Source organism: Streptomyces sp. CB00455 (assembly GCF_001905445.1).
GTDB lineage: Bacteria > Actinomycetota > Actinomycetes > Streptomycetales > Streptomycetaceae > Streptomyces.
The window spans coordinates 381,936-402,771 of record NZ_LIVQ01000001.1 but is presented as its reverse complement, the minus strand read 5'-3'; the positions used below and the strand labels follow the sequence as shown (position 1 = coordinate 402,771).

25 protein-coding genes are annotated in these 20,836 nt (G+C 72.2%); 18 read left to right on the top strand and 7 right to left on the bottom strand.

What is annotated here, in order from left to right:
• Positions 1 to 26 precede the first annotated feature (26 nt).
• Both AMK16_RS01885 and AMK16_RS01880 read left to right on the top strand, forming a co-directional pair.
• Positions 27 to 524, top strand: a complete 498-nt coding sequence (locus AMK16_RS01885; protein ID WP_073907651.1) for a DUF2975 domain-containing protein — start codon at positions 27 to 29, stop codon at positions 522 to 524.
• Positions 524 to 754, top strand: a complete 231-nt coding sequence (locus tag AMK16_RS01880) for a helix-turn-helix domain-containing protein (protein WP_073907649.1) — start codon at positions 524 to 526, stop codon at positions 752 to 754. The genes AMK16_RS01885 and AMK16_RS01880 overlap by 1 nt, the downstream gene beginning before the upstream one ends.
• 205 nt (positions 755 to 959) lie before the next feature.
• On the opposite strand, the gene AMK16_RS01875 is transcribed toward AMK16_RS01880, so the two are convergent.
• Positions 960 to 1,289 (bottom strand): DUF6233 domain-containing protein, encoded by a 330-nt coding sequence (locus AMK16_RS01875; protein ID WP_073907647.1) that lies wholly within the window; start codon positions 1,287 to 1,289, stop codon positions 960 to 962.
• Positions 1,286 to 1,585: a hypothetical protein gene (locus AMK16_RS01870; RefSeq protein WP_073907645.1), complete on the bottom strand. Its 300-nt coding sequence runs from the start codon at positions 1,583 to 1,585 to the stop codon at positions 1,286 to 1,288. Before AMK16_RS01870 ends, AMK16_RS01875 begins: the two co-directional genes overlap by 4 nt.
• A 207-nt stretch (positions 1,586 to 1,792) precedes the next feature.
• On the opposite strand from AMK16_RS01870, the gene AMK16_RS01865 reads away from it, so the two are divergent.
• The 5 genes from AMK16_RS01865 to AMK16_RS01845 all read left to right on the top strand — a co-directional run bounded on the left by AMK16_RS01865 (position 1,793) and on the right by AMK16_RS01845 (position 6,400).
• Positions 1,793 to 2,308 carry a hypothetical protein gene (locus AMK16_RS01865; protein ID WP_073907643.1) on the top strand — a complete coding sequence of 172 codons (516 nt, stop codon included), beginning with the start codon at positions 1,793 to 1,795 and terminating at the stop codon, positions 2,306 to 2,308.
• 80 nt (positions 2,309 to 2,388) lie between these two features.
• Positions 2,389 to 3,231: a DUF4097 family beta strand repeat-containing protein gene (locus tag AMK16_RS01860; protein ID WP_073907641.1), complete on the top strand. Its 843-nt coding sequence runs from the start codon at positions 2,389 to 2,391 to the stop codon at positions 3,229 to 3,231.
• A 69-nt stretch (positions 3,232 to 3,300) separates the two neighbouring features.
• Positions 3,301 to 4,293, top strand: a complete 993-nt coding sequence (locus AMK16_RS01855; RefSeq protein ID WP_443333523.1) for an ATP-binding cassette domain-containing protein — start codon at positions 3,301 to 3,303, stop codon at positions 4,291 to 4,293.
• Positions 4,290 to 5,081: an ABC transporter permease gene (locus tag AMK16_RS01850; protein ID WP_073907637.1), complete on the top strand. Its 792-nt coding sequence runs from the start codon at positions 4,290 to 4,292 to the stop codon at positions 5,079 to 5,081. Before AMK16_RS01855 ends, AMK16_RS01850 begins: the two co-directional genes overlap by 4 nt.
• A 224-nt stretch (positions 5,082 to 5,305) precedes the next feature.
• Positions 5,306 to 6,400 (top strand): carboxylate-amine ligase, encoded by a 1,095-nt coding sequence (locus tag AMK16_RS01845; protein ID WP_073907635.1) that lies wholly within the window; start codon positions 5,306 to 5,308, stop codon positions 6,398 to 6,400.
• A gap of 197 nt (positions 6,401 to 6,597) precedes the next feature.
• On the opposite strand, the gene AMK16_RS01840 is transcribed toward AMK16_RS01845, so the two are convergent.
• On the bottom strand, positions 6,598 to 7,491 hold the full coding sequence (locus AMK16_RS01840) for an SDR family oxidoreductase (RefSeq protein WP_073907633.1): 894 nt from the start codon (positions 7,489 to 7,491) through the stop codon (positions 6,598 to 6,600).
• Between the two features lie 46 nt (positions 7,492 to 7,537).
• Positions 7,538 to 8,164, bottom strand: coding sequence for a flavodoxin family protein (locus tag AMK16_RS01835; RefSeq protein ID WP_073907631.1), 627 nt, complete (start codon positions 8,162 to 8,164; stop codon positions 7,538 to 7,540).
• A gap of 214 nt (positions 8,165 to 8,378) precedes the next feature.
• Between AMK16_RS01835 and AMK16_RS01830 the strand changes: the two genes are divergently transcribed.
• The 3 genes from AMK16_RS01830 (at position 8,379) to AMK16_RS01820 (ending at position 11,193) form a co-directional block, all read left to right on the top strand.
• Entirely contained in the window at positions 8,379 to 9,563 is a 1,185-nt protein-coding gene (locus AMK16_RS01830) for a zinc-dependent alcohol dehydrogenase (RefSeq protein WP_073907629.1), read from the top strand.
• Between the two features lie 125 nt (positions 9,564 to 9,688).
• The gene (locus AMK16_RS01825) at positions 9,689 to 10,879 is read left to right on the top strand and encodes a spore photoproduct lyase family protein (protein ID WP_073907627.1); all 1,191 of its coding nucleotides are present in this window, start codon (positions 9,689 to 9,691) and stop codon (positions 10,877 to 10,879) included.
• A 122-nt stretch (positions 10,880 to 11,001) separates the two neighbouring features.
• Entirely contained in the window at positions 11,002 to 11,193 is a 192-nt protein-coding gene (locus AMK16_RS01820; protein ID WP_073907625.1) for a hypothetical protein, read from the top strand.
• Between the two features lie 144 nt (positions 11,194 to 11,337).
• Here AMK16_RS01820 and AMK16_RS01815 read toward each other — a convergent pair whose 3' ends face one another.
• Positions 11,338 to 11,697 (bottom strand): STAS domain-containing protein, encoded by a 360-nt coding sequence (locus AMK16_RS01815; protein ID WP_242438520.1) that lies wholly within the window; start codon positions 11,695 to 11,697, stop codon positions 11,338 to 11,340.
• A gap of 253 nt (positions 11,698 to 11,950) precedes the next feature.
• On the opposite strand from AMK16_RS01815, the gene AMK16_RS01810 reads away from it, so the two are divergent.
• Positions 11,951 to 13,018 carry an NAD-dependent epimerase/dehydratase family protein gene (locus tag AMK16_RS01810; protein WP_073907621.1) on the top strand — a complete coding sequence of 356 codons (1,068 nt, stop codon included), beginning with the start codon at positions 11,951 to 11,953 and terminating at the stop codon, positions 13,016 to 13,018.
• A gap of 16 nt (positions 13,019 to 13,034) precedes the next feature.
• Here AMK16_RS01810 and AMK16_RS01805 read toward each other — a convergent pair whose 3' ends face one another.
• On the bottom strand, positions 13,035 to 14,189 hold the full coding sequence (locus AMK16_RS01805) for an FUSC family protein (protein WP_073907619.1): 1,155 nt from the start codon (positions 14,187 to 14,189) through the stop codon (positions 13,035 to 13,037).
• 132 nt (positions 14,190 to 14,321) lie between these two features.
• Here AMK16_RS01805 and AMK16_RS01800 point away from each other — a divergent pair, with 132 nt between their 5' ends.
• From AMK16_RS01800 to AMK16_RS01780, 5 genes are all read left to right on the top strand, one after another.
• On the top strand, positions 14,322 to 15,368 hold the full coding sequence (locus AMK16_RS01800) for a YihY/virulence factor BrkB family protein (RefSeq protein ID WP_073907617.1): 1,047 nt from the start codon (positions 14,322 to 14,324) through the stop codon (positions 15,366 to 15,368).
• Between the two features lie 99 nt (positions 15,369 to 15,467).
• A complete protein-coding gene (locus AMK16_RS01795) occupies positions 15,468 to 15,884 on the top strand; it encodes a phage holin family protein (RefSeq protein WP_073907615.1) in 417 nt (138 codons plus the stop codon).
• Complete coding sequence (locus AMK16_RS01790) at positions 15,881 to 16,348, top strand: DUF3618 domain-containing protein (protein WP_073907613.1); 468 nt, start codon at positions 15,881 to 15,883, stop codon at positions 16,346 to 16,348. The genes AMK16_RS01795 and AMK16_RS01790 overlap by 4 nt, the downstream gene beginning before the upstream one ends.
• Positions 16,345 to 16,611 carry a DUF4235 domain-containing protein gene (locus AMK16_RS01785; RefSeq protein ID WP_073907611.1) on the top strand — a complete coding sequence of 89 codons (267 nt, stop codon included), beginning with the start codon at positions 16,345 to 16,347 and terminating at the stop codon, positions 16,609 to 16,611. Before AMK16_RS01790 ends, AMK16_RS01785 begins: the two co-directional genes overlap by 4 nt.
• A 454-nt stretch (positions 16,612 to 17,065) precedes the next feature.
• On the top strand, positions 17,066 to 17,866 hold the full coding sequence (locus tag AMK16_RS01780; protein ID WP_073907608.1) for an inositol monophosphatase family protein: 801 nt from the start codon (positions 17,066 to 17,068) through the stop codon (positions 17,864 to 17,866).
• Positions 17,867 to 18,106: 240 nt separating this feature from the next.
• On the opposite strand, the gene AMK16_RS01775 is transcribed toward AMK16_RS01780, so the two are convergent.
• A complete protein-coding gene (locus AMK16_RS01775; protein WP_073907605.1) occupies positions 18,107 to 18,535 on the bottom strand; it encodes a MarR family winged helix-turn-helix transcriptional regulator in 429 nt (142 codons plus the stop codon).
• 136 nt (positions 18,536 to 18,671) lie between these two features.
• Between AMK16_RS01775 and AMK16_RS01770 the strand changes: the two genes are divergently transcribed.
• Together AMK16_RS01770 and AMK16_RS01765 are read left to right on the top strand one after the other, a co-directional pair.
• Positions 18,672 to 19,556: an MBL fold metallo-hydrolase gene (locus AMK16_RS01770; RefSeq protein ID WP_242438519.1), complete on the top strand. Its 885-nt coding sequence runs from the start codon at positions 18,672 to 18,674 to the stop codon at positions 19,554 to 19,556.
• Between the two features lie 538 nt (positions 19,557 to 20,094).
• Entirely contained in the window at positions 20,095 to 20,835 is a 741-nt protein-coding gene (locus AMK16_RS01765; protein WP_073907602.1) for a TauD/TfdA dioxygenase family protein, read from the top strand.
• Position 20,836 lies beyond the last annotated feature (1 nt).

Genomic DNA, 20,836 nt, shown 5'->3' with positions numbered 1-20,836 from the left:
GGATGTGTCCTGGTCAAGGAGGGGCAGTGGGAAGACTGACAGTGCTTGGACTGCGCGCCGTGCTCGTGGCGCTGCTCGCCGGCTCGGTGTTCGTGCAGACGGTGATGGTGGCGCTGCTGGCGAAGGACCTGGAGGAACTGGACGCGGATCTGGCGTACTTGCGCATGCCGATCCTCCTGATCACGGTGCTGGGCATCCTGACGGCCCAGGTCGTCCTGGTCTGCGTGTGGCGGCTGGTCAGCATGGTCAGGCGCGGGACGGTGTTCTCCCACGGGGCGTTCCGGTACGTGCACGTCGTGATCGGCGCCGTCGTGACGGCGGCCCTCCTGGTGTTCGCCCTCGGAGTCGTCCTCGCGCCGGGAGAGGCCGTCCCGCCGGGCGCGGTCCTCCTGCTGGGCGGGGTCGGGGTGGGGCTCCTGGGCGTGGCGCTGATCGTGCTCGTGCTGCGCGTGCTGCTCGCCCAGGCCGTGGCGCGCGACGTCGAGGCGGCGCAGATGCAGGCGGAGCTGGACGAGGTGATCTGATGCCGATCACCGTCAACATCGACGTGATGCTGGCCCGGCGGAAGATGTCGGTGGGGGAGCTCGCGGAACGCGTCGGGATCACGCCCGCCAACCTGGCGGTGCTGAAGAACGGCCGGGCCAAGGCCGTGCGCTTCACGACGCTCGCCGCACTGTGCGAGGTGCTCGGGTGCCAGCCGGGCGACCTCCTGGGCTGGGAGCCCGAGGAAGGTGAGGGGGCCGCAGAGGCGTGAGGTCCACGAGGCCGGCGGCGCGGTGCCGCCGTCCCCTCGGGACCGGGTTCCGCAAGGCGCCGGGCCCCCGTTTCTCCCGGCGCCAGGCGCCCCGTTTGCCCCGGACCTCCGCTGCCCGCCGCCGGTCGCCCCGGACCCCCGGCGTCCGGCCCGGCGCCCGCTGCCCGGGGCCCGCCGCCCGGCGCCGGGGGTCCGGGGCGACGGCTCAGCCGGTCATGCCGAGTGCGTTGTCCGGGTTGCAGTAGGGGCACGCCTCCACCCCCTCCGCGAGCATGCGGCGCACCTGCTCGGTGCCCGTGGCCCTGCCCTTGCCCATGGCGCAGTCGCCGACGTGGATCCGCAGGGCCTTGGGCCCGGCGCCCGTCCGGATGGACTCGACCTTCCACTCCGGCGGCGGGGGAGGGGGCCGGCGCGCCTGGGCGGCCGCGAGCTCGGCCTCCAGCGCCCTGATGGCCCGCTCGGCCTGCCGCTGCTGCCAGATCAGCCAGGCCCGGACGGACCGCCAGCTCGCGAGCCTGGCTTCCAGCTCGTTCACTCCGACCGCGTCCCCGTCTCCAGCGGCCCGGACATCACGAACTCCCCGTCGACGCAGGGCAACGGCTCCCGCGCTGCGGGAACCGCGGCGGCCGCCCGCCTCAGCTCCACCAGCCGCACCGACCGGTAGCCGGCGGCCCGCCAGTACGGGTGCGCGCTGATCCGGCAGGACAAGTCGATCAGTTCCCTGCGCAGCCCGGCCACGCTCCGCTCGCGCCGGACGGCGAGCAGGTGGTAGGCGCGGGTCCAGCGCTGCTGGAGACGGATGAGGTCGTCGGGGAAGGGGAGGTACTCCATCCACTTATTCAATCAGGTGTTCGAATACCTGTGCGAGGTGGGGCGCATTCCCGCCGTGCCTCCTCCATGCCTCCCTGTCGCCTCCCGTTGTGGTGCGTGGCCCGGCGTGGCGTCGAGTGGCGCCGTGTGGCGCTTGGTGGTGCCACTCGGTGCCATGTGGTGCCAAGGGGCTTGCGAATGGTGTCGTTGTGGTGCCATGATGGCGTCATGGACCTCACCCCGTATGTCGACACCCTCCGCCGCGAACTGGCGGTGGCCGCCGAAGCCGGCGGGGACGACGCCCGCGAGCTGGCCGAACGGCTCGTCGCCCCCCTGGAGTCGGCGACGCGGCTGACCATGCTCAACGTGCTCTCCGCGGCGATGGACGAAATCACCCGCGAGCTGGCACCCGGCTCGGTCTACGTACGGTTGCGCGGGCTCGACCCGGACTTCGTGGTGACGCCGGCGGCCGCCGAGAGCGGCCCCGCGGAGCCGGCCGCGCCCCTCGAACCGCTCAAGGCGCAGGCGCCCGCCGAGGGGGACGAGGGCGGCACCGCCCGCGTCAATCTGCGGCTGCCGGCCCACCTCAAGGCGCGTGCCGAGGAGGCCGCCGGCCGCGAGGGCCTGTCGGTCAACGCGTGGCTGGTCCGCGCCGTGTCGGCCGCGGTCGACGGCGGTGGCGCGCCGCGTCCGGCGGAGCGGGCCCGCACCATCGGACAGAGCTTCACGGGCTGGGTGCGCTAGCCGCGCCCGGTCGCCCCACTTCACCCACACCACGTCCCACCAGCGGGGACGCTCCAAGGACTCATGAGGACGGGACAGCCATGCCTTCTTTCGACACGCCCGAACCGATTTCGGCCACCGCCCACGTGGACGCCGGCTCCATCGGTTTCATCGCGGGCGACCGCCTCGACACGCTCGTCGAGGTGCGCCCCCGCGACCCGAAGCGGGACCAGGACGTACGGGCGGCCGACCAGACCGAGGTCACCTACACGAGCGGCGTACTGACCATCAGGACGCCCAAGTCCAACCTGTTCGGACGCACCGGCACCGTCGACGTGACGGTCGAACTGCCCACGGGCTCGCGGGTCGACATGACCGGTGCCTGGGCCCAGGTGCTCGGCGAGGGCCGGCTCGGCGAGGTCCGGGTGAAGACCTCGTCCGGTGACGTCCGCCTCGACACGACCGGGCCGCTCCAGCTGACTGCGTCGCACGGTTCGATCACCGTGGACCGGGTCGAGGGCGCGGCCGAGATCACCACCAGCTCCGGCAGCCTGCGCGTCGGCCTCGTGGAGGGCCCCGCGGTCCTGAAGAACTCGCACGGCACCACGACCGTAGGCGTCGCGACGGGCGAGCTGCGGGTGCGCGGCGCCAACGGCGACATCGAGATCCGGCGCGCCGAGGGCTCGGTCACCGCCACCACCGCCCACGGCACCCTGCGCGTGGACGAAGTGGCCCGCGGCGCCATCGACCTGGAGACCTCCTACGGCGCCATCGAGGTCGGCGTCCGCGAGGGGACGGCCGCCTGGCTCGACGTCCATTCGGGCTCCGGGCAGGTGCGCAACACGCTCACCTCGTCCGCGGCCCCCGCGGGGACCGATGACACCGTCACGGTCCGCGCCCGCACCCGGCACGGCAACATCGACGTCCGCCGCTCCAGGTCCTGACCTGCGAGAACCGCGCCCTCACGCCACTTTCATCGTCCTGCTGGTCCAGCCTTCTCACAGGAGGGTTCCATGCCTTCATCTGTCATGCCCACGTCCAGGCAGGGCGACGGTCGCCCGTCGCCGGCCGTCGCCGTCTCCGCCGTCGGCCTGCGCAAGTCCTACGGCGACAAGACCGTGCTCGACGGCATCGATCTACGGATCCCGGCCGGGTCCGTGTTCGCACTGCTCGGGCCGAACGGCGCCGGCAAGACCACCGCCGTGAAGATCCTCTCCACCCTGATCGCCGCCGACGGGGGGCAGGCCCAGGTCGCGGGCCACGACCTCGCCGCGGACCCGCAGGCGGTACGTGCGGCGATCGGCGTCACCGGGCAGTTCTCCGCCGTCGACGGCCTGATCACCGGAGAGGAGAACATGCTGCTCATGGCCGACCTGCACCACCTGTCCAAGAGGGAGGGCCGCCGGGTCGCCGCCGAGCTGCTGGAGCGCTTCGACCTGGCCGAGGCGGCGAAGAAGCCGGCCTCCACCTACTCCGGCGGTATGAAGCGGCGCCTGGACATCGCGATGACGCTGGTCGGCGGTCCGCGCGTCATCTTCCTCGACGAGCCCACCACCGGCCTCGACCCCCGCAGCCGCCACACGATGTGGCAGATCATCCGCGAGCTCGTCTCCGACGGCGTCACCGTCTTCCTCACCACCCAGTACCTGGAGGAAGCCGACCAGCTCGCCGACCGCATCGCCGTCCTCCACGACGGGAGGATCGCCGCCGAGGGCACGGCGGGGGAGCTCAAACGGCTCGTGCCCGGTGGCCACGTGCGGCTGCGCTTCTGCGACCCGGCCGCCTACCGGAGCGCCGCGCGCGCCCTGCGCGAGGCCACCCGTGACGACGAGGCGCTGGCCCTGCACGTGCCCGCCGACGGCACCCAGCGCGAACTGCGCGCGATCCTCGACCAGCTGGAGCGCGCCGGCGTCGAGGCGGACGAACTGACCGTGCACACCCCCGACCTCGACGACGTGTTCTTCGCCCTGACCGGCACCGACCAGCCCAAGGAGTCAGTCCGATGAGTTCCCTCTCCCTGGCCGTGCGCGACTCCGCGACGATGCTGCGCCGCAATCTGCTGCACGCCCGGCGCTACCCGTCGCTCACCCTGAACCTGCTGCTCACCCCCGTCATGCTGTTGCTGCTCTTCGTCTACGTCTTCGGCGACGTGATGAGCGCGGGCATCGAAGGCGGCGGCGCGGACCGCTCCGCGTACATCGCCTACCTCGTGCCCGGCATCCTGCTGATGACCATCGGCGGCACCGTCGTCGGGACCGCGGTCTCCGTCTCCAACGACATGACCGAAGGCGTCATCGCCCGCTTCCGCACGATGGCGATCCACCGGGGCTCCGTGCTCATCGGACACGTCGCGGGCAGCGTCCTGCAGGCGGTCATGAGCGTGGCCCTGGTGGGCGCCGTCGCCGTGGCCATCGGCTTCCGGTCCACGCACGCCACGGTGCTGGAATGGCTGGCGGCGTTCGGGCTGCTGGTGCTCTTCGCGCTGGCCCTGACCTGGATCGCCGTCGGCATGGGTCTGATCAGCCCCAACGCCGAAGCGGCCAGCAACAACGCGCTGCCGATGATCCTGCTGCCGCTCCTGTCCAGCGCCTTCGTCCCGGTCGACGCCATGCCGGGCTGGTTCCAGCCCGTCGCCCGCTACCAGCCGTTCACCCCGGCCATCGAGACCCTGCGCGGACTGCTGCTCGGCAGCGAGATCGGCTACAACGGATGGCTCGCGGTCGCCTGGTGCCTGGGCCTGGCCGTGCTCGGCTACCTCTGGGCCGCCTCCAGGTTCCAGCGCGACCCGAAGTAACCGGCACGACGCGAGGGAGCCAGTGCGGCGTGAGGGAGCCGGCACGACCGCAGAGGCCGCTTCCCCACCCGTCCCGCCCGATCGCGGCAGCACCCCGGCATCGCGCCGGGGTGCTGCCGCGTCCGCGTACCGCCCCGCGACCCGGCCCGGACAGGCCGTGCACAGCACCAGGGGACGGCATCCGTCCGGAGGGTGATCATGAGGGAACCGGGTAGCCGCAGAACGTGATCACAGTCGGTGTCGAAGAAGAGTATTTGTTGGTCGATCCGGTGACGGGCCTGCCCCTGCCCCTGGCGGAGGACGTCCGCCGCACCGCGGGTCTCGGCCCGCTCGCGGAGCGGGACGAGGTCCAGGACGAGCTGTTGCAGGCCCAGGTGGAAGTGGCCACCCCCGTGTGTTCCAGCCTGGAGGAGGTCGGCGGCCACCTCCTGCGCCTGAGGCATGCCGTGGCGTCGGCCGCGGAGGCGAACGGCTGCCGCATCGTCGCCTCCGGAGCGGCGCCGGTGCGGGGGAGCAGCCCCGTACCCGTGACCCCGACCCCGCGCTACCTGAAGATGGAGGGGGAGGCGCGGCAGCTGGTCGACGAGCACCTGATCAGCGGCATGCACGTCCACGTCGCGATTCCCGACCAGGAGACGGGCGTCGCGGTGCTGAACAGGATCCGGGTCTGGCTGCCGACGCTGCTGGCCATGTCGGCCAATTCGCCCATATGGGACGGACGGGACACCGGCTTCGCGAGCTGGCGGACCATCGTTTTCGGCCGGTGGCCTGTCAGCGGTCCGCCGCCGTCCTTCGACGGCCACGCCGATTACGAGCAGCGCGTGGCGGGCCTGCTGGCATCCGGGGCGATCGCGGACGCGGGACAGCTGTACTGGCAGGCCCGGCTGTCCGACCGGTACCCCACCGTGGAGGTCCGGTGCCTGGACGTGCAGCTGCGGGCGGACGACGCCGTCCTGCTCGCCGGAGTCGTCCGTGCGCTGGTCGCCACGGCGATCGACGAGGAGAAGGCCGGGCTCCCCCGGATCGCCTGCACCCCGGAGCTGTTGCAGGCCGCCAACTGGCACGCCGCCCGGCACGGGCTGAACGGCACACTGGTCGACCCGCAGGGCCGTCCGCGCAGCAGTGGTGACGTGCTGTGCGCGCTCCTGCTCCACATCACGCCCGCCCTGGAGGACGCCGGCGACCTCCGGGAGGTGAGCTCCCTCGTCCACCGGCTGCTGCAGGAGGGCACGCCCGCGGACCGCCAGCGCCGTGCCATGGCCGAGGGCGGACTGCCGGGGCTGATGGACCTGATCAACGCCGCGCCCCTGACCGGCTGATGCCGCGCACTGCCCGGCCCCGGCACTGCCGGCGGCCGGCCGATGCCACCGTACGCACCCGCCGTCGGGGCACGGCTCCGCGGGCGCGGTCCGCAGCCCGGCGGTCCGCAGCCCGGCGGTCCGCAGCCCGGCTGTCCGCAGCCCGGCTGTCCGGCCCTCCGCGGGGGAGGGCCGGACCGGGACGTGACGGAAGCGGCTTACGGAAGCGGCGTGCCTCCGGTGGCGTTGACGATCTCCCCGGTGATGTAGCTCGCCTGGGGCGAGGCCAGGAAGACGTACGCCGGTGCCATCTCCGCCGGCTGGGCGGGCCGCCCGAGGGGCGACTGCCGGCCGAAGTCCTTCACGTCGGGCATCGTCGCGGGGATCAGCGGCGTCCAGACCGGCCCCGGGGCGACCGCGTTCACACGGATGCCCCGCTCGGCGACCATCTGTGCCAGCCCGTGGGTGAAGGAGATGATCGCGGCCTTCGTCATCGCGTAGTCGAGCAGGTGGGGGCTGGGCTGGTACCCCTGGACCGAGGTGGTGTTGATGACGCAGCCGCCGGGCTCCATGTGCGCCAGCGCCTTGCGGGAGAGCCAGAACATCCCGTACAGGTTGGTCTTCATCACCCGGTCGAACTGCTCCGTGGTGATGGCCTCGATCCCGTCGGGCTGGGCCATCTGGTAGGCGGCATTGTTGACGAGGACGTCGATGCGCCCGAGTTCCCGCACCGCCCGGTCGATCAGGGCCGCGCACTGCTCCTCGTCCCGGATGTCGCAGCTCACGGGAACGGCCTTGCGGCCCGCCTCGCGGACCAGACGCGCCGTCTGCGCCGCCTCGTCCGTCTCGTCGGGCAGGTGCGTGAAGACGACGTCGGCGCCCTCCCGGGCGAAGGCCAGGCACACGGCCCGGCCGATTCCCGAATCGCCGCCGGTGACGACCGCCACCCGGTCGAGGAGCAGGTCGTGCCCCTCATAGCTCGCCTCGCCGTGGTCGGGGGCCGGATCCATCCGGGGCGTCGAGCCGGGATGGTCCTGCTGCTGGTCGGGGAACGGGGGCCGGGGGTAGCGCGTCACCGGGTCGGGGACGCGGGGGGTTTCCTGAGAGGACATCGGATTCTCCGTCGTGCCGAGTTCGTGCGGGGGCCGGGGTGGTCGGTCAGGAGGAGGGCGGATAGGTGGCTGCCTTCAGCTGACGGGCGAGATGGGCGGTGTTGGCGGCGAGGGTCCTGGTCGTGCCGGCCGTTGCCTCGGGCGTCTTCTCCAGGTCCTGGTAGTCGGTGCCCTGCATGGCTTCCCCGACCCAGTAGGTCACGGCGTTCGGGGCCAGGGAGAAGCCGCAGTCGTTGAGGCCCTGGAAGAGGTCGGCGCTGACCTTGTGGGCGCCGTCCTCGTTGCCGACGACGCAGACCGCCGCGACCTTGCCGTAGGTGAGCATGCGCCCTTCGTCGTCGGTCTCGGAGATCTCCGCGTCGAGCCGTTCCAGGACGCGCTGCGCGACGCTGGAGGCGTGCCCGAGCCAGATCGGGGTCGACAGGACCAGGATGTCGGCGGCCAGGATCGTCTCCCGGATACCGGGCCAGGCATCGCCGTCGCCCATGTCGGTCTCCACCCCCGGCCGCACGTCGTGGTCGGCGATCCGGATGGTCTTCCCGGTCACCCCGTGCCCGGCGAGGGCGGCCATGGTCTGCTCCGCCAGCAGCTGGGAGCTCGAAGGGGACGGGGAGGGCGAAAGGGTACAGACGAGCGCTACGGCGCGAAGCGGGGTGTTTCCTGTCGTGGTCATGGACTGCGGGTACCCGCCCGTCCCTCCCGTATCCCGCCCCGTCCCGGCCCGGGGCCCGTACGGGTCCCTCACCGGCGGCATCCGGCGTGTGGTGCGCGCCGCGACACGGGGTAGCCGACTCAGGGACCGATGATGCGACAGTGAGCGGCCGCCCCCGCCCCGCGCCCGGGGGCGCACAGGGAAGCCGGCCGCGCAGACGGTACGAGGAGTTCCCATGAAGGCCCTGACCTGGCACGGTAAGCGCGACGTCCGCGTGGACACGGTGCCCGACCCTGCGATCAAAGACCCCACCGACGTGATCGTGAAGATCACCACGACCGGCCTGTGCGGCTCGGACCTGCACCTCTACGAGGTCCTGGGTCCGTTCCTCGACCCCGGCGACATCCTCGGTCACGAGCCCATGGGCATCGTGGAGGAGGTCGGCTCCGAAGTGACCCGCGTACGGCCCGGTGACCGCGTCGTGATCCCCTTCAACGTCTCCTGCGGCACCTGTTACATGTGCGGGCACGGCCTGCACTCCCAGTGCGAGACCACCCAGGTGCGCGAGCAGGGCAGCGGCGCATCCCTCTTCGGCTACACGAAGCTGTACGGACAGGTGCCCGGAGGGCAGGCCGAATACCTCCGCGTCCCCTTCGGAAACACCCTGCCCATCCCCGTACCGGGCGACGGGCCCGATGACCGCTTCGTCTACCTCTCCGACGTCCTGCCCACCGCCTGGCAGGCCGTGGAGTACGCCGCCGTCCCGCCCGGTGGCACGGTCGCCGTGCTCGGCCTCGGGCCCATCGGGGACATGGCCACGCGGATCGCGGCCCACCGCGGAGCGGGGCGCGTCATCGGCATCGACCTCGTCCCCGAGCGGCTGCGCCGCGCCGCGGCGCACGGTGTCCACACCCTCGACCTGACCACCTACGGCGCGGACCTCGCCGACGCGGTGCGCGACCTGACCGACGGCCGCGGACCGGACTCCGTCATCGACGCCGTCGGGATGGAGGCCCACGGCGCTCCCGTGGCGAAGGGGGCCCAGCACCTGACCACGATGCTGCCGGACGCACTGGCCGCCAGGATGATGCGGCGCTTCGGCGTGGACCGGCTCTCCGCCCTCCACCTCGCCATCGACCTGGTGCGCCGCGGCGGCACCATCTCCCTGTCTGGCGTGTACGGCGGCGTGGCGGACCCGCTGCCCCTGCTGACCATGTTCGACAAGCAGATCCAGCTCCGCATGGGCCAGGCCAACGTATGGCGCTGGGTCGACGACCTCCTGCCGCTGCTCACGGACGGCGACGTGCTCGGTGTGGACGACTTCGCCACCCACCGCCTGCCGCTGGCCGAGGCCCCCGCCGCCTACGAGATGTTCCAGAAGAAGAACGACGGGGCGGTCAAGGTGCTCTTCACTCCCTGACCCCGCCCCCGCGCCGGGGCGAGCACTCGGCGGGGGCCGCCCCGGGTCACCTACAGTGGAAGGTCCCCCTCCCCGCCGGGCCCGTCCCCGTCGGTCGCCCCCTCCAGGAACCGGAGCACCCGCACATGGGCACCCAGCCGCATGCGGCCGAACCCGCGGACCACGCGGACGCCCTGTTCGGCCTGGAGGACCTCGACACGGGGGACCGGCGCCGCCCCCCGCCCGGCGAGGACGCGCTGTTCCGTGAAACCGCCGCCGCGCGCCGGCTGCTCTCCGTACGCCAGATCCACGCCGAACCGGGCGCCGCCGCCTCCCCCCGGGGGCGCCAGGTCCTCGCCCGCTTCCCCGATGCGGAAGTCATCGCCGTCGACTCGCACTGGCGCATCCCGGAGCTCCACGGCAACGAGGGCAACCTCGACCGGTGGGTCCGGATCAAGAGCGAGGTCCTGGTCCTGGGGGAGAAGAGGACGCTCACCACCCGGCCCAACGGGCGTTCCGCGGACTGGATCGCCCCCGGCCCCGCCAACGGCTGCGCGATGGCCTGCGCCTACTGCTACGTCCCGCGCCGCAAGGGCTACGCCAACCCGATCACCGTCTTCACCAACATCGAGCGCATCATCGCCCACCTCTCCCGGCACCTGGGGCGCCTGGGGCCCAAGCCGGAGGCGAACCAGTGCGACCCCAGCGCCTGGGTGTACGACATCGGCGAGAACAGCGACTGCTCCGTGGACGACCTGATCAGCGACAACGTCGCCGACCTGGTCGGCGCCTTCGCCCGGTGGCCCGCCGCCAAGGCATCCTTCGCGACCAAGTTCGTCAACCCGGACCTCCTGCTGCTCGACCCGCGCGGCCGCACCCGGGTGCGCTTCTCCGTCATGCCGCAGGAGGACTCCACGCTGCTGGACATCCGCACCAGCCGGGTCGAGAGCCGCATCGCCGCGGCCGGGGACTTCCTGGAAGCGGGCTACGAGGTCCACTTCAACCTCTCGCCCGTCGTCATCCGGCCGGGCTGGGAGCAGGACTGGTCCCTTCTGCTGCGCCAGATGGACGACGTCCTGCCCCGCCGGGTGAAGGACCAGGCGGCCGCGGAAGTGATCATGCTGACGCACAACGAGGACCTGCACCGGCTGAACCTGGCCTGGCACCCGCGCGCCGAGGACGCCCTGTGGCGCCCGGACATCCAGCAGCCCAAGCGGTCCGAGAACGGCAGCTGGAACGTCCGCTACCGCAACAGCGTCAAGGCCGAAGCCGTCGAGACGATGCGCCGCCTGATCGCCACCCACGCGCCGTGGCTGCGCATCCGCTACGCCTTCTGACGCCCCCCCCGCACGGCGATCCGGCACGGTGGGTGACGGTCGAGATGCGTACTGTCACTGTGCGTGTCAGTCTGGGGGGGAATTGTCCCGCAGCGAGACCCGCAGCAAGAGGAGTCGCCGTCATGGCTGGTAAGCAGGACAAGCGCCGAGAGCCGAGCAAGGGCCGCGAGGAGCCGCAGCCCTCGAACCCCGGACAGGACCCGGTGCACCCCGGAGCGAGCCGGTTGCCGCTCCGGCCGGGCGTCGACGAGCCGTCGCGTCCTCGCGAGGAAGACCTGCTGCGCGAGGAAGACCTGCACCGGGACGACTTCTGACCCACCCGCACCCCCACGCACGCAGAGCCCGACCGGCGGGAAGCGCACCCGGTCGGGCTCTGTCATGGGCAAGCCGCGCCGCGCCGCCGCACCGCCGCGGCCCGGGGCTGTGGTCCGAGGTGCACGGCCGGCCCGGACCGCGGGCTATTCCCGGCCGGGGAGGGGTACCACGGGGAAGAGGACGTGGGCGCCGGTGAGCTCCAGCAGCTGGCGCATCTGCGGTCTCGGTCCGGCCAGGCACACCGCTCTCCCCTTCTCCTCGGCTTCCAGGCGGGCCTGCAGGAGCACGTTGAGGCCGGTGGAGTCGCAGAATTCCACACCGCTCAGGTCCACCACGATGTCGCCGCCGTCGGTGTCGGTGAGCGCGCCGCGGAGCGTCGTGCGCAGCTGGGGGGCACGGTCGATGTCCAGCTCGCCGGACACGCGGACCACCACGTGATCACCTGCCCGCGCGGCGCGGAGGGGTTCGGAGCCGGCGGCGGGCTGTTCTGCGTCTGCGTGCACGGGGTCCGCCCTTCGATGCGGTGATCTCTGACTGGTGTGAACCCTATGGGTGCTCCGTGGCAAAAGGCCAGGCGGCCCCCGCTGCGGTCCCTCCCGCGTCGCGGCGGCCCCCGCTGCGATCCCCGCCCGCGTCGCGGGAGCCCCGCGGGCGGGCAGGGGTGCGCCGCCCGCGCGCGGGTAGGCGCCCGGCAGGCTCGCGCCGGCCCACGGCGACGAGCTGCCCGCGAGCCCCCACCGTCAGGAGCCGCCCGTCATGAGCCCGTCCAGCACCCTGCCTCCCCCCTCGGCGTCCGGCGCTCACGGCATCCGCGTCGTGGTGGCCGGAGCCACCGGAAACGTCGGCACCAGCGTGGTCCAGGCCCTGGCCGAGGACCCCCGGGTCGCCTCCGTCCTGGGCCTCGCCCGCCGCCTCCCCACGTGGCAACCGCCGAAGACCCGCTGGCATGCCGTGGACATCGAACCGGGCGGCGCCCCACTCGCCCCGATCTTCGCCGGCGCGGACGTCGTGATCCAGCTGGCCTGGAAGTTCCAGCCCACCCACCGTCCCGTCGAGACCTGGCGCACCAACGTGCTGGGCAGCATCCGGATCTTCGACGCCGTGGCCGAGGCGGGTGTGCCGGCGCTGGTCCATGCCTCCTCCGTCGGCGCCTACTCACCCGGGCCCAAAGACCGCCCGGTGGACGAGTCCTGGCCCACCCACGGCTGGCCGCAAGCCGCGTACACCCGGGAGAAGGCCTACCTCGAACGGGTCCTCGACGCGTACGAGCGCATCCACCGTGAGGTGCGCGTGGTCCGCATGCGGCCCGGCTTCCTCTTCAAACGGGAAGCCGCCTCCGAGCAGCGCAGGATCTTCGCCGGCCGGCTCCTGCCCGGGCGCATCGTGCGCCCGGCCCTGATCCCCGTCGTGCCCGATCTGCCCGGCCTGCGCTTCCAGGTCCTGCACACCGACGACGCGGCCGCCGCCTACCGCGCGGCCGCGGTCCTGCCGGTGTCCGGGGCGTTCAACCTGGCGGCCGATCCGCCGATCGACGCGGCCGTCCTCGCCCGCATCCTCGGGGCGCGGCGCGTGCCCGTGCCCGCGGGGCCGGTTCGTGCCGCGCTGGCCGCGGCCTGGAGGCTGCGACTGGTGCCCGCGTCCGCGGACCTCCTCGACGCCGTCCTGCGCGTCCCCCTGATGGACGCCTCACGCGCGCGGAGGGAACTGCTCTGGACGCCCGCCCACACCTCCGTGGAGGCTTTCGAGGAGTTCCTGACCGGGCTGCGGCGGGGCGAGGGCAAGGCAACCGCTCCGCTCGCCGCCGACCGCCCCGCGCCCGCCTGACGACGGCCGCCGCCCGTCAGGACGCCGGGGTGAGGTCGCGGCGGCCCGCCTGGAGTTCGTCCAGCAAACGCCCGGCGTCGGTGAGCAGAGTGCCCTGCAGGGTGTGCGCCGCCGAGGGCGTGTCGGCACCGGCCCGCGCCTCCTGCTGGACCCGCTCCAGTTCCCGGGCCGCTTCCCCGATCATCTCGGAGAGCCGTTCGGGGTCGGTGGGGGAGGTCTGACCGATCTCCTCCATCGCGGCGGCCGTCATCCGCAGCAGCGAGCCGAAGCCGGGCCGGAAAGCGGCGGGCAGGTTCCGGATCTCCTCGCTGTCGAGGGCGTAGTCCATGGCCCGCGTCATGGAGCGCAGGTGGTCCAGACAGCGTTCGGCGACGGTGACCGCCTCGCGGGCACGCCGCAGCGCCTCGTCCGCGTCGGCGGTGGTGGGGCGCGGGTTGAGGCGGCCGTTCTCCATCTCCGCTTCGATGCCCTGCCGGATGTGCTCGCAGTCCGCGGACAGCCCGAGCCAGTCCCGGCGCCACTGCCCGACGCGCTCGGCGTCGGGCTCGTCCGCCTCGCAGGTGTCCGCCAGGCCCTCGAGGCGCCGGCTCATGCCGGTGTACAGATCGGCGACGGCCTGCCGGCGGTGGTCGGTGTGCCGGGCGGGGGCGAGGACGAGGTGGGCGGCCAGCCCGCAGAGCGCGCCGATGGCCACGGAGGCGGTCAGGTAGCCGATGTAGTCGATCCGCCCCTGTCCGGACGAGAACGCGAAGAAGCCGACGATGGCCACCTGGGTGCCCTGCTGCCCGAACCGCCGGATCCGCCCGACACAGAGCGCGATCAGCGTGAGCAGGCCGAACGTCCAGCCGTGGATACCCGCGGCAGCCGCCAGGGTGGCGGCGAGCGAGGCCCCCGCCGCCATCGCCAGCAGGTACTGGACGCAGTCGCGCACCGAGCGGTAGACGGTCGCCTGCAGGGCCACCAGCGCGGTGAACGGGGCGAACGTCGAGACGGCCGGCGGCAGCAGGTACCGCGCCAGGATCCACGCGGCCATGGCCGCGACCACGGACTTGGCGCTCAGGATCAGATCGTCCCGCTCGGCCCCCGGCTCCCGCACGGCGCGCCGCAGGTAGCCGACCCGCTCCGCGATCGTCCCCCTCGTCCGCTCCGGGACTTCGCCCCACTTGGGCATGATCGACCACCTCCCCGGTCCCGTATGCCCCACAGGTGTGCCACAAACGTTCGGCCAGGTCGCCGTGGCCGTCGTCGCCAGGTCGGGCGGGCACGGGGGCATGAGTGGCCCCGCGGTGGAAAGCCGCAGGACATGACACCCACATCACATCCGGGCGACAACAGCGCCCGCACCCGTCCGGACGACGGGCGGACCCCCACCGCGGGCCCGGACGAGCAGGTCGAGGAGCGGGCACCGGACCAGCTCTCGCAGCTGCCCGGACGATCCTGGAAAGCGGTCCTGCGCGGCACGTTCAAGGAGTTCAAGGACGACGAACTGGCCGACCGCGCGGCCGCGCTCACCTACTACGGGATCCTGGCCCTCTTCCCGGCCCTCCTGGTCCTGGTCTCCCTCCTGGGCCTCGCGGGCAAGTCCACGACCCAGCGGGTCCTGGACAACGTGCAGAAGCTGGCGCCCGGCTCCGCACGGGACGTGATCACCGACGCCGTGCAGCAGTTGCAGGGGCACAGCGGTGTCGGCTCGCTCGTGGCGATCATCGGTCTGGTCGTCGCGGTGTGGTCGGCCTCCGGCTACATCGCCGCCTTCATCCGCTGCTCGAACGCGGTGTACGACATGCCCGAAGGGCGGCCGGTGTGGAAGGTGCTGCCGCTGCGGGTCGCCCTGACCGTCACCCTGATGGTCCTCGCGTGCGTCAGCGCGCTGATCGTGGTCTTCACGGGCGGTCTGGCCCGGCAGGCCGGGGGCGCGCTGGGGATCGGCGACACCGCGCTGACCGTGTGGTCGATCGCGAAATGGCCGGTGCTGGTCCTGCTCGTCACGATCATGATCGCGATCCTCTACTGGGCCGCGCCGAACGCCAAGGGCCGCGGGTTCAAGTGGGTGACTCCGGGCAGTTTCCTGGCCCTGCTGATCTGGCTGGCGGCCTCGGCCGGCTTCGCGTTCTACGTCGCGAACTTCGCCTCCTACAACAAGACCTACGGCACCCTCGCGGGCGTCATCGTCTTCCTGGTGTGGCTGTGGATCACCAACCTGGCGATCCTCCTCGGGCTGGAGTTCGACGCGGAGATGGTCCGCCAGCGCGCGATCGCCGGAGGACTGCCCGAGGACGAGGAGCCGTACGTCCAGCCGCGGGACACCCGCGCGTGGAGCGACGACGACAAGCGCCGCCTGGAGCACTGATCCAAAGGGTGCCCGCGTCCCCGAGTGCCCGGTCACAGGCTGGGTAGGCGGGCCCTGACAACGGCATGCACATCGCAGAGGAAGGCAAGGTGACCTCCCATGACCACGGTAGAGCGACCGGCCCGCGCCGCCGCTGATGACTCGGTGGGCGTGCTGGTCTCGCGCGCCTCACAGCAGATCTCGGAACTGGTCCGTGAAGAGATGCAGCTGGCCCGCGCGGAGATGAGCCAGAAGGGCAAACGCTTCGGCAAGGGCGGCGGCCTCTTCGGAGGGGCGGGCCTCGTCGGCATGCTGGCGCTCCAGGCCCTGGTCGCGGCGTGCATCGCCGCTCTCGCGCTGGTCCTGCCGGTGTGGGCGGCAGCCCTCATCATCGCGGCGGTACTGGCCGCGGTGGCGGCCGTCATGGCCCTGGCCGGGAAGAAGCAGATCGCGAAGGCCGGCTCCCCCGCCCCCGAGCGCACCATCGACAGCGTCAAGGCCGACGTGGCCGAGATCAAGGAGAAGGCACACCGATGACCGACGAAACACGAACCAACATCGGCACGCCCACCCCCGAGGAGCTGCGCGAGCAGATCGAGCACACGCGCGACGAGCTCGGGCAGACCGTCGAGGCGCTGGCGGCCAAGGCCGACGTGAAGGCCCAGGCGAAGGAGAAAACGGCCGCCGTGAAGGAACAGGCCGCCCAGAAGACCGCCGTGGTCGCAGGGCAGCTCCGCGCGAAAGCGGAGCAGGCGGCGCAGCTGGTGAAGGACAAGACGCCCGACCCCCTCCTGGAGAAGACGGCCCAGGCCGCGGCCCAGGTGCGCGAGAGCGCGGCCCGCGCGGGACAGTACGCGACGGAGAAGGCCCCCGACCCGCTGGTCGACAAGGCCGCTCGGGCCGCGTCGCTGGCACGCGCCAACCGCACCCCGCTGCTCGCGGCCGGGGCGCTCCTCGCTCTCTTCCTGCTGGTCCGCCGCAATCGCGGGCGGTGCCGATGAAGGCATCCAAGATCGCCTACAAGCCGGTCGGGCTGACCTTGGGTGCGGTCAGCGGCCTGATCGCGGGCGCCGTCTTCAAACAGGCGTGGAAGGTCGTCGAGGGCGACGGCGACGCCCCCAACGCCACGGACGAGGACCGCTCCTGGCAGGAGATCCTGCTCGCCGCGGCCATCCAGGGCGCGATCTTCGCCGTGGTCAAGGCGGCCGTGGACCGCTCGGGCGCGGTGGCGACGCGGCGCCTGACGGGCGTCTGGCCGGGCTGACCGGCCGGGTTGACCGGCCGGGTTGACCGGCCGTGGTGCGGGTGCGCGGGGCGGCCCCGGTCTGCCCGGGGCCGCCGGGCCGGGGTCGCGCGGCATCGCGGTGCAGGCCCCGGGTGGCGCTGATCGGCCGCTGCCGACCCGGCGCGCGCACTCGCCGGCACCATCCCTGCGCGCACCCGTCGGTGCGCGTACTTGCCTGTCTGCGGGCCCCCCGGTGCCGGTCCGGGCGGGCCGGCGCTGTTTTCTGCGCCTACCCGCACCGTCTGGGCGAGGCAGGGGCACCGGCCCGGTGTGCCTCGTAACCCTCTCGCGCCGGCCCGCCGGAACAGTGGGCCGGTAGCGGGTCGGCCCGGTATCCATTTGGCGTCGGCCGCGGAGAGGCGCGCGCCGGGCTGCATCCGGGCGCTCACGGCGGGGGTACCGGGGCCCTCGCCCCGGCCGTATCCTGCGCAGCATGATCAGTTCACCCGCGGATCCCGATGACTCCGACGTCGCGATAGCCGCGGCACGCGCCGGCGCGGAAGTGGTGCGCGGCATGTACGGCCGACTGCTGACCCGCGTCGACAAGGGTGCCGGGGACTTCGCCACCGCCGCCGACGTGGAGGCCGAGAAGGCGATCCTCGACGTCATCCGCGCCGCCCGTCCCAAGGACGCCGTACTCGGTGAGGAGGGCGGTCAGCAGGGCGCCGCGCGGGCCGAGCGCCAGTGGTTGGTCGACCCCCTGTGCGGCACCCTCAACTACGCCGTCGGCAACATGCTCGTCGCCGTCAACGTGGCCCTGCGCGCAGGTGCGGCGGCGGTGGCCGACCCGTTCAGCGGCGAGGTCTTCTTCACCGACGGCGAGAGTGCCTGGGTGCGACACGACGGCGCGGACGCCCCGGCGGCGCCCACCCCCGCCACTCGTCTCGTGGACGTCAATCTGGACCCGCCGTTCCCGAGCGCGCCCGCGGTACGGGCCGTGGACCTGCTGGCCCATGCCGGGTTCGTCGAGCGCTTCCGGCCGCGGGTCGTGTCCACGACGCTGGCGCTGGCCTGGGTAGCGGCGGGCAAACGCGCCGCGTACGTCACCGACGGCGCCGACCTGTCCGGCAGCGTGCACTTCGCCGCCGGCATCGCCCTGTGCCGGGCCGCGGGCTGCGTCGTCACGGGGATCGACGGCGCCCCGCTCGGACCCGCCGGACGCGGCCTCGTGGCGGCGGCTGACGCCGAGACGCACGCACTGCTGATGTCGATGCTGCACGACGTCAGGGGATAGCCGACACCGGGTGAGCGGATACAGTCCGGCAGCGAAGACAAGTGCGGTCCAGGCCCACCGCGCTGCAGCGGCCCGTCAGTGCCGGTGCCGGACTCCCGCTCACCCACGCCGCCCCGGTGATGCGACCCGCGGGCTCGGCCACGGCCACCGCATGGGTCGTGCTCGTCCTGTGACCGGCGCGCGGGCCTTCCACCGGCTTCGGTGGTGAGCGGTCTACCGCTCATGGGGTGAGCTGCCGGCTCACGGACCGGTGATGGCCTGCTCCAGCAGGCCGTGCAGGACGCGCTGCTCCTGCGGGGTGAGGCCGGACAGCGGGGAACCCGCCGCGAGGAGGTCGAGGAGGCGCCGGCGCAAGGCGGCGCCCTCAGCGGTGAGGACGAGGTGCTTGGCGCGCCTGTCGGTGGGGTGCGGGTGGCGCCCGACCAAGCCCTGCTTCTCCAGCCTGTCGATGACGAAAGTCGTGTTGGAGGGCTCGCAGCTCATGCGCTCGGCGAGCTCCCGCATGGTCATCGGCCCGCTCAACTCCCGCAGCGCGGTCGCCTGGGGAGCGGTCAGGCCCAAGGTGGCGGCCCGTACCCGTACGTGCTCGGCGATCTGCTGGGCCAGCCCGTTCACGAGGCCGCACAGCTGTCGCTCGGCGATGGCCTGCGGCTCGGGGGACGTCGTCATGCCACCACGGTAGCAAGTTCGTCAAGGAGAAACATTTACAGCTTGAATGATTCGAGCTTGATGCTTATGGTGGGGCGTCGTCGCCGGGAGGAGCCCGCGACGACTTGACCTGATGACACATCACGGGAGTGAACCCATGGCCGATCTGACGGTGCGCCGGGACGAACGACTGCGCCGGCCGGCGGGCATCCGCTCGATATGGCTGGGCGACACGAAGGTGTCGTACGTGCCGGACGGCGATGTGCGCCTGCGGCCGCTGGAGCTGCTCCAGGACACCACCGACGAGGTGTGGGCCGCCCACCCGGAGTACCTGGACTCCACCGGCCACCTCGTCGGAAGCGTCGGCGGTCTGCTGGTGGAACACGGCGGCCGCGCCCTGCTGATCGACGCGGGCTTCGGCCCGCAGGCGCTCGACATGTCCGCCGGCCCCCTCGGCGCGATCCACGGAGGCGCCCTCCCGCGGAGCCTGGCCGCACTCGGCCGTAACCCCGAGGACGTCGAAGCGGTGGCCTTCACCCACCTCCACTCCGATCATCTCGGCTGGGCCTGCCACCCCGCCCCCGGTACTGACGGGCTCCTCTTCGCCCACGCCGAGCACCTGATATCCGAGACGGAGTGGGAACGGCGCGACCTGCTGGAGGACCAGGGGATGGGCGAGCAGGTCGCGACGCTGGCACCGCGCGTGCGTACGGTCTCGGACGGACAGGAGGTCTTTCCCGGTGTGCGCGTGCGGATCAGCCCCGGTCACACCGTCGGCCACGCCGAGTACGTGATCACCGGGGGCGGGCGGCGTCTGATCGCCTTCGGCGACGCCGTGCACTCGCCGATCCAGATCGACCATCCCGAGTGGTCCTCGGCATTCGACCACGACCCCGCCCGGACCGCCGCTCACCGACGCCGTCTCGTCGCCGAGCTGGCAGAGCCCGGCACGATCGGCTTCGGCGTGCACTTCGCCGACGTCGTCTTCGGACACGTCCGGCGGGACGGAGCCGGCCCGGCCTGGCGGCCCCTTGACGTCTGACCGGACCGGACCGGACGGGATGTGACGGTGCGCAGGGGCGCGCCGGCGTGCGGTCGTTGATGACGTCAGCGCCGGCACGGGGAACTTCCGCACCGTCTGCGACGCGCCCGATGACGGCCGTCGGTCAGCCCTGCAAACGGCGTCTCCCCGCGCCCGGCGGCAAATGAATCCGGTGGAAACATCTCGCCGATTGTCGGTGCGAAATGCGTGTGCCGCCAACTGTCGCGAGTGCCCGCGATAATCGGACGCAAACAGAAGCTCACGCCGTGTAGTGGCCTTTTCGGCAGGTTGGCCGACATCTCGTGTCCGGCGGCCGAAAAGCCACGCTGGCGGGGCATTTGTGGTCCGGAATCTCCTGGTTCGGGCGCGCAGAGTAGTCGTCCGGCCGCGCTTGACACCGGCCACCCTTCCCTCCCTAGAGTGGTGCTCGCCGGATATGACACCGGCCCGTACCACCGAGGAACAGTGCGCCCGAATTTCGCACGCAATCCCCTGGATGAGGTGTACCTCCAGGGAATCCGTACGGTGTGGAGGAAGTGTGGCTCATTCGCCCATCAGCATTCTGTCCCAGGTCGATTTCAATGGGCAGCCGCTGACCGAAGAACTCCTGTCGAGAACTTTCCACCAGCTCATGGACGAGCACGGTTACGTGCTCATGTGCAATGTCCCCGAGGACTTCGATCCCGTCCGCTTCTGCCGGGCCCTCGGGAGTTTCGTACCGAACTACACGGGCGCGGTCGTCGGTGACGTCCGGCCCGAGCCCGGCATGGACGACGTCTACCACGCGGGCAACACCCGCCCGCTGACCCCGCACTCCGAGGGCTACGACTTCGCCGTGACCCCGCCCCGCTACATCGCCCTGTGGTGCATCACGCCCGCCTCGGGACCCGGCGGCGAGACGACCCTGATGGACACCCGTCCGCTGGTGGCCGCCCTCACCGACGTCGAGCGCAAGCAGTTGCTCGAGACGGACTACGCGTGGAAGACCACGGAGGGAGTCCAGCGGCTCGGACTCGACCTGAAGACCCGCCACCCGATCCTCGAAGAGCGCGCCGGACGCGACATCGTCCGGTTCAGCTGCAACAACCTGATCCGTGAGGACGACGATTTCGCGGCCGGACTGCAGGACCGCTGGCACGCTGCCTTCGACCGCGACCACGTCGCCGTCGCCTACCACGAGCGGGACATGCTCGTCTGGGACAACTGGCGCCTCCTGCACGCCCGCAACGCTTTCAGCGACCGCAGCCGTCACCTGCGCCGCATACAGATCGCCGGCTGAC